The organism is Streptomyces sp. DSM 40750 (assembly GCF_024612035.1).
Taxonomy (GTDB): Bacteria; Actinomycetota; Actinomycetes; order Streptomycetales; family Streptomycetaceae; genus Streptomyces.
Genome location: NZ_CP102513.1, coordinates 2,601,380 through 2,614,407 on the forward strand (window position 1 = coordinate 2,601,380; position 13,028 = coordinate 2,614,407).

The 13,028-nt window shown below is 71.7% G+C and carries 11 protein-coding genes; 5 read left to right on the plus strand and 6 right to left on the minus strand.

Features of this window, described 5'->3' with window-relative positions; genetic code table 11:
* Nucleotides 1-86: 86 nt before the first annotated feature.
* From JIX55_RS11625 to JIX55_RS11645, 5 genes are all read right to left on the minus strand, one after another.
* Nucleotides 87-704, minus strand: a complete 618-nt coding sequence (locus JIX55_RS11625) for a hypothetical protein (RefSeq protein ID WP_257563221.1) — start codon at nt 702-704, stop codon at nt 87-89.
* A 100-nt stretch (nt 705-804) separates the two neighbouring features.
* Complete coding sequence (locus JIX55_RS11630) at nt 805-2,061, minus strand: MFS transporter (protein WP_257563222.1); 1,257 nt, start codon at nt 2,059-2,061, stop codon at nt 805-807.
* 78 nt (nt 2,062-2,139) lie between these two features.
* A complete protein-coding gene (locus tag JIX55_RS11635) occupies nt 2,140-3,621 on the minus strand; it encodes a CitMHS family transporter (protein WP_257563223.1) in 1,482 nt (493 codons plus the stop codon).
* 121 nt (nt 3,622-3,742) lie between these two features.
* Nucleotides 3,743-5,998, minus strand: coding sequence for a molybdopterin oxidoreductase family protein (locus JIX55_RS11640; RefSeq protein ID WP_257563224.1), 2,256 nt, complete (start codon nt 5,996-5,998; stop codon nt 3,743-3,745).
* Between the two features lie 212 nt (nt 5,999-6,210).
* Nucleotides 6,211-6,828, minus strand: coding sequence for a TetR/AcrR family transcriptional regulator (locus JIX55_RS11645; RefSeq protein ID WP_257563225.1), 618 nt, complete (start codon nt 6,826-6,828; stop codon nt 6,211-6,213).
* A 331-nt stretch (nt 6,829-7,159) separates the two neighbouring features.
* On the opposite strand from JIX55_RS11645, the gene hmgA reads away from it, so the two are divergent.
* Genes hmgA through JIX55_RS11660 form a run of 3 tightly spaced genes read left to right on the plus strand, consistent with a single transcriptional unit; the run spans nt 7,160 to nt 10,479 of the window.
* Nucleotides 7,160-8,485, plus strand: a complete 1,326-nt coding sequence (hmgA, locus tag JIX55_RS11650; RefSeq protein WP_257563226.1) for a homogentisate 1,2-dioxygenase — start codon at nt 7,160-7,162, stop codon at nt 8,483-8,485.
* A gap of 28 nt (nt 8,486-8,513) precedes the next feature.
* Nucleotides 8,514-9,263 carry a GntR family transcriptional regulator gene (locus tag JIX55_RS11655; RefSeq protein WP_257563227.1) on the plus strand — a complete coding sequence of 250 codons (750 nt, stop codon included), beginning with the start codon at nt 8,514-8,516 and terminating at the stop codon, nt 9,261-9,263.
* Nucleotides 9,264-9,285: 22 nt separating this feature from the next.
* The gene (locus JIX55_RS11660; RefSeq protein ID WP_257569300.1) at nt 9,286-10,479 is read left to right on the plus strand and encodes a type ISP restriction/modification enzyme; all 1,194 of its coding nucleotides are present in this window, start codon (nt 9,286-9,288) and stop codon (nt 10,477-10,479) included.
* Nucleotides 10,480-10,499: 20 nt separating this feature from the next.
* Here JIX55_RS11660 and JIX55_RS11665 read toward each other — a convergent pair whose 3' ends face one another.
* Complete coding sequence (locus tag JIX55_RS11665; RefSeq protein ID WP_257563228.1) at nt 10,500-11,207, minus strand: TetR/AcrR family transcriptional regulator; 708 nt, start codon at nt 11,205-11,207, stop codon at nt 10,500-10,502.
* Nucleotides 11,208-11,270: 63 nt separating this feature from the next.
* Here JIX55_RS11665 and JIX55_RS11670 point away from each other — a divergent pair, with 63 nt between their 5' ends.
* The gene (locus tag JIX55_RS11670) at nt 11,271-12,239 is read left to right on the plus strand and encodes an ATP-binding cassette domain-containing protein (RefSeq protein WP_257563229.1); all 969 of its coding nucleotides are present in this window, start codon (nt 11,271-11,273) and stop codon (nt 12,237-12,239) included.
* Entirely contained in the window at nt 12,236-13,018 is a 783-nt protein-coding gene (locus JIX55_RS11675) for an ABC transporter permease (protein ID WP_257563230.1), read from the plus strand. The genes JIX55_RS11670 and JIX55_RS11675 overlap by 4 nt, the downstream gene beginning before the upstream one ends.
* Nucleotides 13,019-13,028: the final 10 nt, after the last annotated feature.

Consider the following 13,028-nt stretch of genomic DNA (forward strand, 5'->3'; position numbering starts at 1 on the left):
CGCCGCCCACCACCAGCGCGACGGTCACCACGGCCGTCCGCGTCAGGCGGTAGGCGCGCGTCCGGTACCAGGGCCTCGGCCGACGTCTACGCCGCGCCATCGGCGCGACGCCGGCGCAGCCGCAGGTAGGCCACTCCGCCGACCGCGGCGAAGCCCACGGTGGCCGCGCCGGCGACCGGCGCGAAGTCCTGGGTCATGGCGAGACCTCCGCCGCCGGCCGGGGGACCGCCATGGGGTCCGGCGGACGGGCAGTCGACCGTGAAGCTCCTGAGCCCTTCCTCGAGCGCCCCGCCGACGGTCCTCCAGGTCAGCGTGTACCGCCCTTCGGGGAGCCGCACGTCGTACTCGGCCGCCACGGGCTTGCTGTGCCCGGTGCCGTCGGCCGCGAGCGTGATCTCACCTGCGGCGATGGGGTCGGCGGCCGACGCGGGGGACTGGCTGTCGATCGTCCAGCTGATGCGCTGCGACGGCGTGGTGTCCTCGGGGAAGTTGAAGGCGGAGAGATAGAAGTCGCAGACCAGCGGCTGGTTGCGCTGGTTGTCGAACGGGAAGCCCACCTTGTGGATCACGACGTCGGGGTCGCCCGGGGCGGCGACGGCGGCCGGTGCCGTGATCAGGCTGGCTCCCGTGACGGTGAGTGCCGCGAGGACGGCTGCGGCACTCGCGCGCACTCCGGCGGGGCGCGGGCGGGACGAGGTGGACATGCAGAACCTCCGAGTCAGACGATTTTCACACAAATCGCTCTTTCGCCTGACTCTCTGTCACATCACACCGTGCACGGGGGGAGCCGCGCCCGACGGCCCATCAGATATCCCTCTTCCGGCCCAGGAGCTCACTCGACCGCGAGCCCTCCCCCGCCCCCGTTTTCTCCTTCGCCTTCGCCTTCCCCCGCCCCGGCTCCGCCGGTGAGCGCAGGGCGATGGCCGACGACACCAGCAGCAGCGCGCCGAGCGTCACGAACGGCGCCGCCACGCCCGCGACTCCGGCGATCAGACCCGCCGCGGCGGGTGCCCCGGCCTGCCCCAGCCGGTTTCCCGTCAGCCGCAGCGCGAGGGCGGTGGAGCGGGCGTCGTCCGGCGCGGCCTGCACCACGGTCGTCATGGACAGCGGCTGGCCGACCCCGAGGCAGAACCCGAGGGCGGCGAGGATCAGGGCCAACGCCCACACCGGAACCGGCAGCGCGATGCCGGCGCACAGCACCGCCCCCAGCACACAGGTGACGGTGAGCAGCGCGGTCCGGCCGAGCAGCCGCAGCATGGGCGTCATCACCAGGCGACACGCGATGGTCGCCGCCGCGCGCAAGCTCAGCAGGAGGCCGATCACCGGGGGCGCGATGCCCCGGTGCTCGCCGACCACCGGCAGATACGCGGTGAGGATGTCGGTGGCCGACAGCACGGCGAGGCTGATGAAGATGCCGCCCGGCACCCCCCGGGTGCGCAGGATGCGGTGCACGGGCACGCGCTTGCCCTGCGCCGTAGGGGACTTGGGCTCGAGGGGACGCTCTATCCGCCACAGCGAGGTGAAGGCGACCGCCGCCCCCGCGCCCGCCACCACCAGCGCCAGGGCACTCGTACGGGCCATGTCCGGGCCGCCGATCAAGGCGCCCGCGGCGATCGGGCCGACCAGTTGGCCGAGGGAGGCGCCGATGGTGAAGTGGCCGAAGTTGCGGTCGTGTTCGTGCGGTGCGGACTGCCGGGCGACCAGGGACTGGGCGCCGATGACGAAGAAGAGGTGGCCCAGTCCCATCACGCCGCTCCACACGGCCATCGCCACCAGCGAGTTGGCCAGGCCGCTCAGCACGCAGCCGCCTGATATGAGGACGACGCCCACGGGCAGCAGGGGCGCGCACCGGCCCTGGTCGGTCCTGCGGCCGAGCGGGACGGCGGCGAACAGCGGGAGCAGGGCGTAGACCCCCGCGATCACGCCGACCGCCCGCTCGTCGGCACCCAACGCGAGGGCCCGGTAGGACACGGCGGGCCGGGCCATCGACACCGCCCCCTGCGCGAAGCTGAAGGCGATGACGAGGCGGAGCAGCCAGCCGCGGTTCCTACCGGGCCTCACGATGCGGTTCCTCCTGAAGGAAGTTCACTCCGGTGCGAAGGGGTCGGTCGGAGTCGGATCGGTGTCGGGTTCCACGGATCAGATGATGCCGAACAGGATGCCCGCACCGAGGATGACCAGCGAAGTGGCGGCCGCCCACTTCACCACGAACTTCGTGTGGTCGCCGAACTCGACCTTCGCCATACCCACCAGCACGTACACGGCCGGCACCAGCGGGCTCGACATGTGCAGCGGCTGGCCGACGAGGGAGGCGCGGGCGATCTCCAGCGGCGAGACACCGTGGGCGGCGCCGGCCTCGGCGAGGACCGGCAGGACGCCGAAGTAGAAGCCGTCGTTGGACATGAAGTAGGTGAGCGGCAGGCTCAGGAAGCCGGTGACGAGGGCCATGTGCGGGCCCATACCGGACGGGATGCCGTCGACGATCCACTTGGCCATCGAGTCGACCATGCCGGTGCCCTGGAGAACGCCGGTGAAGACGGCGGCGGCGAAGACCATTCCGGAGACGTTGAGGACGTTGTCGGCGTGGGCGGCGAGCCGGGCCTTCTGGTCGGGGATGTGGGGGAAGTTGACGGTCAGCGCGAGCGCGGCACCGATGATGAACAGCACCGGGATCGGCAGCAACTCCATGATCATGGCGGTGAGCAGCGCGACCGTGAGCAGCGCGTTGAACCAGTACAGCTTGGGGCGCAGCGTCGGGCGGTTGGGGTCCAGGCCCTGGAGGCGGACGTCGTCCGCGTCGTCGTGCTCGGTGTCGTCGGCGTCGGTGCCGGAGCCCGCGCCGCCGGTGGTCTTCGTCGTACGGGTCTTGTCGTCACCGGAGCCGGAGGCGGCGGAGGACGAAGCGCCCGCGCCGACGAGCACGGTCTCCTCGGTCTCCGACTTCTCCCCGTCCTTGTCCTCGTCCTTGACGATCTTCTCCTGCTCCAGCACCTCGTCGAGGCTGAGCACACCGAGGCGCTTGCGCTCCCGCAGGCCGAGGCCGTAGGCGAGGATGAAGACGAAGAGCAGGCCGACGAGGAGCGCCGGGATCATGGGCACGAAGATGTCGCCGGCGTCGAGCTTGAGCGCGGTGGCGGCGCGGGCGGTCGGGCCGCCCCAGGGCAGCGTGTTCATCACGCCGTTGGCGGTGGCGGCGACACCGGTCATCACGACCAGGCTCATCTTCAGGCGCTTGTACAGCGGGTACATCGCCGAGACCGTGATCATGAAGGTGGTCGAGCCGTCGCCGTCCAGCGAGACGATCGCGGCGAGCAGGGCCGTGCCCACGACGATGCGCAGCGGGTCGGCCTTGCAGAACTTCAGGATGCCCCGGACGATCGGGTCGAAGAGGCCGACGTCGATCATGAGGCCGAAGTAGACGATGGCGAACATCAGCATCGCGGCGGTGGGCGCGAGGTTGCCCACCCCCTCGATGACGTAGTCGCCGAGATGGGCTCCCTTTCCGACGAACACGCAGAAAAGTGCCGGGATCAGCACGAGCGCCGCGATCGGCGACATCTTCTTCATCATGATCAGGACCAGGAAGGTCGCGATCATGGTGAAGCCGAGGATGGTCAACATGTGGATACCTAACGTTCGCCCTTGAACTCCCACCAGGGCACCGGCGGTGCGACGACGTTAGGGCGGCCCGACAAGTCTTAACAAGGAGTTGACATGCGAGCAATAAGCGCAGAACTCCAGGTCACAGCGTTGCGCCTGCTCGGGCGAGCTCTACGGGCACCCCATTCAGGACCGCGTTGCCCGACAGCGGGTCGAGCAGCGAGCCGTCGAGGAGCTGGTTGACGTTCACCCCGGGGTCGATCGCGGCATGGCTCATCCGGGTGCCCGGACGGTCGTGTCCCCAGCCGTGCGGAAGACTCACGACACCGCGTCGTACGACGTCGGTGACCTCGGCGGGAGCGGTGACCTCTCCCCCGGCGCCCTTGATCCGTACGGCGTCCCCGTCGGCGAGTCCGAGGCGTTCGGCGTCGTCGGGGTGGATGTGCAGGGTGCAGCGGTTGGTGCCGCCGGTGAGGGCGGGGATGTTGTGCAGCCAGCTGTTGTTGGACCGCAGATGCCGGCGTCCGATGAGGACGAGGCCGTCCGGGCGCTCCCGCAGGGCGGTGCGCAGCCTCGGCAGATCGTCGACGATCGGCTGCGGCAGCAGTTCGATCCTCCCGCTCACCGTCTTCAGCGGCTGCGGCAGGCGCGGCTCGAGCGGTCCGAGGTCGATGCCGTGCGGGTGGGCGAGCAGCTTCTCCAGGGTCAGCCCGTCCGGCCGGGCACCGAAGCCCTCGCCGTACGGGCCTAGGCGCAGCATCATGTCGAGGCGGCGCTCGGGGCCGGTGTCACCGGTGAGCCGGTCCGCGAGTTCGCGCGGGTCGCGGCCGTGGACGGGTGAGTGGGCCTCCTTCACGGCCTTGCCCAGGGTCTGGCCGATGACCAGGTCGTCCACGGCGGACGGGTCGGCGCCGTGCATGCCGGTGGCGGCGAGGGTCAGTCGCGCGAGGATCTCCGTCTCGGGCATGCGGCCGTCCTCCAGGGGAACGGCGGCGCGGTTGTAGCGGACCTGGTTGTGGACGGCGAACGCGTTGAACGCGAAGTCGAAGTGCGGGCTCTGCGAGGGCGGGGGCGGCGGCAGGACGACGTCGGCGTGGCGCGCGGTCTCGCCCAGGTACGGGTCGACGCTGACCATGAAGTCGAGGGAGTCGAGCGCCTTGTCGAGGCGGTCGCCGTCGGGTGCGGAGAGCACGGGGTTGGCGGCGACGGCGATCAGGGCGCGGATCGGGCCGCCCTCGGGGGTGGCTGTGTCGATCTCCTCGGCGAGCGAGGACAGCGGCAGTTCGCCCTTGGCCTCGGGGTGGCCGCTCACCCGGCTGTGCCAGCGGCCGAGGGCGAAGCCGCGGCCGGGTCCGGCGGGCCGGGGGGTCTTGTCGGTCGCCGCATGCGGGAAGAGGGCGCCGCCGGGCCGGTCGAGGTTGCCGGTGAGGATGTTGAGCACGTCGACCAGCCAGCTGGCGAGGGTGCCGTGCGGGACGGTGCAGCTGCCGATGCGGCCGTAGACGGCGGCGGTGGGCGCGGCGGCCAGTTCGCGGGCGAGCGCCCGGATGACGCCGGCGTCCACGTCACAGGCACCGGCGACGGCCTCGGGCGTGAACTCCCCTACGGTCGCGGCGAGTTCCTCGACTCCCTGCACATGCGGGGCGAGATCCCCGAGGTCGACCAGGTCCTCCTCGAAGAGGACGTGCGCCATCGCCGCGAGCAGCAGCGCGTCCGTGCCCGGGCGGATCGCCACGTGCCGGTCGGCGAGCTTGGCCGTGCGGGTCAGGCGCGGGTCGACGACGGTGAGGGTGCCGCCGCGCGCCTTGAGGGCCTTGAGCTTGCCGGGGAAGTCGGGGGCGGTGCACAGACTGCCGTTGGACTCCAGGGGGTTGGCGCCGAGGAGCAGCAGATGGTCGGTGCGGTCGAGGTCGGGTACGGGGATGGCGTGGGCGTCGCCGTAGAGCAGTCCGCTGGAGACGTGCTTGGGCATCTGGTCGACGGTGGAGGCGGTGAACAGGCTGCGGGTGCCGAGTCCGGCGAGGAGGACGGGCGGGTAGAGGGCGCCGGCCATGGTGTGGACGTTCGGGTTGCCGAGGACGACGCCGACGGCGTTCGGGCCGTGCGCCTCGACGACGGGCCGGAGGCCGGCGGCGACGGCGTCGAAGGCCTCCTCCCAGGTGGCCTCCCGCAGTTCCCCGTCCCTGCGGACCAGCGGGGTGCGCAGCCGGTCGGGGTCCCCGTCGGCCGCCCCGAAGGAGGCGCCCTTCGGGCAGATGAAGCCCTTGCTGAACACATCGTCCCGGTCCCCGCGGGCCTTGGTCACCCGGGTGCCCTCGATGGTGAGGGTGAGGCCGCAGGTCGCCTCGCAGAGGGGGCAGACGCGCAGGGCGGTGCGGGAGTCGGTGGTGGTGGACACGGGTCCTCCGAAGGGGCGACGACGGTGGCGCTCGGACTGGGCCGCGCACGAAGACACGCGACACCGAGGCCGAGCATACCGACCGGTATGCATCGCGGGGAGGCCCTGCCGCAGGTCTTGTCGGGAAATCGCGAGCCCGTCGCCGGGGCGGGCCCCGGTCGGCCTCGGCCGGGGGCGGGGCCGGACCGCCCACGCCCCGGTCCGGTCCGGTGTCAGTCCAGCACGCGCGCCAGATACGCCCGCAGCAGCTCCCGCATCTCCTGGATGATCCGCGCGTCGCCCTCCGGCGAGACCCGGAAGGCCAGGTGCACGAGGGTGTCGGCGGTCTCGACGGCGATGAGGAAGGTGCGCCGGAGGTCCTCGTCGGGGGTGCGGTCGATGTATGCGGAGAGCAGCTCGGACAGGCGGTCGGCGACACGGTGGTTGGGTTCCCGACGCAGGCCGCCGACGGGGATCTGGTTGCCGAAGTCGATGAGGGCGAAGCCGGGGGCGTTGCGCTTCATGTCGAGGTACTCGTCGAGGACGGCGTCCATGGCGGTGCGCCAGTCCCCGCCGCCCGTCGCCCGGAGGCGGCGGGTGACACCGTCGGTGAAACGGTCCAGGTTGCGTTCGGCGAGCGCGTCGGCCATCGCGCGCTTGTTGCCGAAGAAGCGGTAGACGGAGCCGATGGGCACACCCGCGCGCAGCGCCACGGCGCGGGTGCTCAGCGCGTCGTACCCCACCTCGTCGAGGAGGTCGGCGCAGGCGTCGAGGATCCTGGTCAGTCGTTCGGCACTGCGCCGCTGCACGGGGGCGCGGCGCAAGGAGGTCGCCGGGGACACGGGCTTCATGATGCCTTTCCGCCGAGGTCCGATCAGGGGGTGCTGTGCGGGACTCCCACACCACCCCCCGGCCTTCCGAATATCAGTACGGGCGGTACCGCCGCCCCCGCTCAGCAGTGGACGGGCGAACGGCGAACACCCGCACGTCCACGGCCTGCCGGGAGACTAGAGCACCGCACTGACAAGACGGATCCCCTCCGGATCCGGTTCTCCCCCTCCGCCGGAAACGCACCCGATCTGTCGATGTCCCGTCGACGTCGGCCGTCGACCTGTCCCCTTGCGCCCGCCCCGGCCGAATCCTACGGTGAAGCATAGGAATCAAGCGTGCGAGGGAGCAGGCATGAGCGCGGACGCGCGGAAGACGGCCGAGGGGCTGGCGTACCTGTCCGGTTTCGGCAACGAGCACGCCTCGGAGGCGGCCCCGGGCGCGCTGCCGCAGGGCCGCAACTCCCCGCAGCGCGCCCCGCTCGGCCTGTACGCGGAGCAGCTCAGCGGCACCGCGTTCACCGAACCGCGGGCCCACAACCGCCGCTCCTGGCTCTACCGGATCCGCCCGTCGGCCGCCCACCCCGCCTTCACGCGCGCGGACAACGGCACCCTGCGCACGGCCCCCTTCACCGAGACGGTCCCCGACCCCAACCGCCTCCGCTGGAACCCCCTCCCGGAGCCCCCGGCGGGCACGGACTTCGTCCGCGGCCTGTGGACCCTCGGCGGCAACGGCGACGCGGCCCAGCGCACGGGCATGGCCGTGCACCTGTATCACGCCAATGCGTCCATGGAACGCGTCTTCAGCGACGCGGACGGCGAACTCCTGATCGTCCCGGAGCACGGCGGCCTCCTCCTGCGCACGGAGTTCGGCCCGCTGCACGCGGAGCCCGGCGAGGTCGCCCTGATCCCCCGGGGCGTCCGCTTCCGCGTCGACCTCCTCGACGCCTCCGCCCGCGGCTACGTCTGCGAGAACTACGGCGCCCCCTTGCGCCTCCCCGACCTCGGCCCGATCGGCGCCAACGGCCTGGCGAACCCGCGTGACTTCCGGGCGCCGGTGGCGGCGTACGAGGACGTCGAGGGCCCGGTGGAGGTCGTGAACAAGTTCTGCGGAAATCTCTGGACGGCCACCTACGGCCATTCCCCCCTCGACGTGGTCGCCTGGCACGGCAACTACACGCCATACGTCTACGACCTGCGCCGTTTCAACGTCATCGGGACGATCTCGTACGACCACCCGGACCCGTCGATCTTCACGGTGCTGACGTCGCCGTCGGACACCCCGGGCCTGGCCGGGGTGGACTTCGTGGTCTTCGCGCCGCGCTGGCTGGTGGGCGAGGACACGTTCCGGCCGCCGTACTTCCACCGGAACGTGATGAGCGAGTACATGGGCCTGATCGAGGGCGCGTACGACGCGAAGACGGCCGGAGAAGGGGGTTTCGTGCCGGGCGGCGGCTCGCTGCACAACATGATGTCGGCACACGGCCCGGACCGGGAGACCTTCGACAGGGCGAGCGCGGCGGAGCTGAAGCCCCAGCGGATCGACGACGGGCTGGCCTTCATGTTCGAGACGCGCTGGCCGATCCTCACGACCGCACAGGCGGCAGGGGCGGAGCACCTGCAACAGGGGTACGACGAGGTGTGGTCAGGGCTCCAGCGCCACTTCGGCCCATTGCACTGAACGCGTTCCGCCGGGTACGGATACCGTCGTGACCTCATTCGCTCCCGATTCGATCGTCCTGAACCGCAAACTGCCGCTCTGGTATCAGGTCTCGCAGTCCCTGCGCGCCTCGATACTCGGACGGGCGCCCCAGGATCCGCTGCGGCTGCCCACCGAGGAACAGCTGGCCGGGCACTACGGGGTGAGTGTGCTGACCATGCGGCAGGCCTTGAAGGAGCTGGAGGAGGAGGGGCTGATCACCCGGCACCGCCGGCGCGGCACGTTCATCGAGCCGAGCGCCCAGCGGGGCTCGCCGGTGCGGCTGCTCGGCTCGGTGGACGCGATCGTGGCCCAGCAGTCGGGCATGACGACCGAGCTGCTGGACCAGGGCAGCACCACCCCGTCGGGTGAACTCGCGGAGTACTTCCCCGACTTGACCGAGGTGGCCACGTACCACCGGCTGCGCGGCGACGAGAGGACGGGCGAGCCCACCAACCACGCCCGCAACTACGTCCGCCCCGAGCTGGCCGAACGCATCGACTGCGGCGACCTGCTCCGCTGGCCGATGACCAAGGTCCTCCGCGACGTCGTGGGTGTGGCCATCGCCCGTATCACCGACACCGTCGAGGCCCGCATCGCCGACCCGGAGACGGCCCGCCTCCTCCAGGTCCCCCTGCTCAGCCCGATCCTCCACTACACGGGCGTCACCTACGACGAGTCCGGCCGCGTCCTGGACGTCGCGGTCATCCACTACCGCGGCGACCGCTTCTCCTTCACGGTGACCCTCGATGCCCACTGACAGCACCTCCCTGGGTCGTACGATGCCGAGCGTGACGCCCGACGACGCTCCGCTGCTCGCGGACCTCATGCCGTGGTCCGTCGCACCGCCACGGCTCGGCCGGGGGTGGCCGACGGCTCCCGACGCGGCATCCCTGAAAGCCCGCTGGGACGCCCTGGTGAAGGCCGGGGGACCGGACCGCGAAGCCCTGTTCGGCCCCACCCGCTCCCGCACGCTCACCTCGGCGGTGACCCAGTTGCCGGGCCAGTCCAGCGGCACCGGGCGACTGGCCCGCGAGTCGGGCCCCTGCCCCGAGCCCGTACCGGTGCTGGCCGCCCCCTTCGACGAGCAGTGGCTCATCCCCGACCACCGCCTGATCGACTCCGCCCGCCCCGAACTGTGGCGCGTGGCGGACGAGCGGCAGGTGTTCGCCGTCGAGCAGACGGTGGCCCCGGAGTCGTCGGGCCCCGTCCTCCTCGCCTCCCCCGTCCTGCCCCTGCTCCCGCCCCACGGCCCCCGCATCGTCAGGATCCGCCCGCTGTACCGACGGCCGGGCGGCCTGGAACCGAACCTGGCCCCGGGCCTGCCGGAGTACCTCGGCGACCGGCTCGGCACCGACCCCGTCGCCCCCCTCGACGTCCTCGCCTGGATCCTGGTGGCCGCGCGCCCCGGCCGCAGCGGCATCGAGGTCCCCCTGCCCACCGAGCCCGAAGTCTGGTCCCAGGGCGTCGAACTGGGCCGCCGCGTCCTCTGGCTCATGCGCCGCGACGGCGACCGCCCCAAACTCCCCGGCGGCCGCCGCCCCTACGTCCGCGCCCCGCTTCCTTCCCGCCCGGTGGAACTCCTCTACGACCGCGAGGAGGAAGCCCTCCTCATCGGCGAGGGCCGCGTCTCCCCCGTACCGTCCGAGGCCTGGGACTTCCACGTCGGCGGCGTCCGCGTCCTGGAGGAGTGGTTCACCCGCCGCACGGCACCGGCGGAGCCGGGCACCTTGGAGGCGATCCGCCCGACGACTTGGCCACAGCCCTGGACGTCGGAGCTTCTCGAGCTGATCACCGTGCTGGCGCTACTGGCGGAACTACGCCCGAGGCAGGCCGGATTGACGGTCGAGGACACGATCACGACGGCGGACCTGCACAAGGCGGGCGTGCTCCCGATCCCGGACGCGTCCCGCAAGCCGGCCTCGGTCCTGGACCACCACGAGGAGGGCCCGGAGGGCCAGTTCACGCTGCTGTGAGGAAGAGCGGACAGCACACCCTACGGCGCGAACGAATCCAGCACCCTCCCCAACATCCACTCGAACGCGGCCTCCAGATCAATCGGCCCCGCGTCCTCCATGAACGCCGCCGCCATCCGCGGATACGCGCCGGAAGCGATCTGACTCCCCAGGTACGCGATCCGCACCTCGTTCTCCCGCTCCTCCGACCACGGCAGCGACCGCGTCCGCTCGGCCGTCGCCAGCTCGTTCGACACGTACACCGTCACACAGCCGTTCAGCATCGCCAGGAGCTGGATCTTCGTCCCGTACGGCGCATCGATCGGATCCAAGCAGGTCAGACAGTGCTCCAGATACCGCAACGCGTTCGGGCTGAACCCGTAGACCGGTGACATCAGCTTCGGCAGCCACGGATGGCGACGCATCAGCTCACGCGTCTGATGGGCCACCCGCCGCATGTCGCCCCGCCAGTCCCCGCTCGGCTCCCACAGTTCGTGCTCCCCGCCGACCGCGTCGACCATCAGCTCGTACAGGTCCTCCTTGCGCGGCACGTAGTTGTACAGCGACATCGTGCCGCAGCCCAGCTCGGCCGCGACATGCCGCATGGACACCGCGTCGAGCCCGCCCTCGTCGGCGAGACGCACCGCCGCCGCCGCGATGTCCGCACGGCTGAACGCGGGCCTGGGACCTCGGCCGGTGCGCTCGGGGCGCGCCCAGATCACTTGGGGTACGGCCGGTCGGCCAGCCATCGATCATCACCTCGGCCACCATCCTAGTTACGTACAGCGTACGTAATGCGCTATGGTCGACCCATGACTACTACGTACGCTGTACTTAGTGAGGGTCTGGAGAAGCGTTTCGGGGACGTCCACGCCGTCCGCGGCCTCGATCTGGCCGTGGCGGAGGGCTCGGTGGTCGGGATGCTCGGCCCGAACGGGGCGGGCAAGACGACGGCGGTCCGCCTGCTGGCGACGCTGCTGCGGCCGGACGCGGGCTCGGCGCGGATCGCGGGGCACGACCTCGTGCGGGAGCCGGGGGCGGTCCGGCGGGCGATCGGGGTGACGGGGCAGTACGCGTCGGTGGACGGGGACCTCACCGGGCGGCAGAACCTGCGGCTGTTCGCGCGGCTGCACCGCGTCCGCGACACGGGGGCCCGCGCGACCGAACTCCTCGGCCGTTTCGGCCTGACCGAGGCCGCCGACCGGCCGGCCTCCACGTACTCGGGCGGCATGCGCCGCCGGCTCGACCTGGCGGCGAGCCTGATCCGGCATCCGGCGGTGCTCTTCCTCGACGAGCCGACCACCGGGCTCGACCCGGTCAGCCGCAACCAGATCTGGGACGCCGTGCGCACCCTGAAGGCGGAGGGGACGACCGTCCTGCTGACCACGCAGTACCTGGAGGAGGCCGATCAACTCGCCGACCAGATCGTGCTGATGGACCGGGGCCGGATCGCGCACAGCGGCTCGCCGCCGCAACTCAAGGCGCTCATCGGCTCGTACGCGGAGGTCGTCGTCGCCCACGCGGACGCGATGACCAAGGCGGCGGGCGTCCTCGACCAACTCACCGGCTCGGAGCCCTCGTTCGACCACGAGCGGCTCGCCGTGGGCGTGGTCACGCTCGACCCGACGCTCACGCTCCCCCGGCTGGTCCGGGAACTCGACGCGGCGGGCGTGCCGTTGATCGACGCGAGCCTGCGCCCGCCGACCCTCGACGACGTGTTCCTCCGCCTCACCGAGGGGACCGCCCCGGACCTCTTCGACCTCAAGGAGCGTGCGGCATGAGCGCGTTGGCGTACGACGGCACGGCGATGCTGGGCCGGCAGCTGCGGCGGGTCCGGAACAACCCGGGGCTGCTGATCCTCACCCAGACCATGCCCATCTCGATGCTGCTGTTCTTCGGGTACGTCTTCGGCAGCGCCCTCGCGGTGCCGGGCGAGGAGTACCGGCGGTTCCTGGTACCCGGTCTGCTGGTGGCGACGGCGGCGGGCGGGATCATGACCGGCATGTTCCAGGCCGCGCAGGACACGCACCGGGGCGTGATGGACCGCTTCCGCACACTGCCGATGAGCCGGGCCGCCGTACCGCTCGGGCAGGCGGCGGCGGACGTGGTCGTCACGGCCGCCGGGACCGTGCCGTTCCTGCTGGTGGGGCTCGCGGTGGGCTGGCGGATCGAGGGGAGCGCCCTCGCGGCGGTCGGCGCGTTCGGGCTGTTGCTGCTGTTCCGGTTCACCGCCGTGTGGATCGGCATCTTCCTGGGCCTGCTGACGCGGAACGAGGACGCGGCCGGGCAACTGGGCGGCGCGACCTTCCTGCTGCCGCTGCTGTCCAGCGCGTACATCCCGACCGAGGGGTTGCCGGGCTGGCTCCGCACGGTCGCCGAGTGGAACCCGATCAGCGCGGTGACCACGGCGCTTCGCGACCTCTTCGGGAACGCGCCCGTGCCCGACGGTGCCGCCTGGCCGGTGGCGCACCCGGTCGCCGGCTCGCTCGCCTGGTGCGCGGTGCTGCTCGTGGTGTTCGTGCCCCTCGCGGTCCGCACGTACGCGGCCGGACCCAAGTGACCTCCGGCCC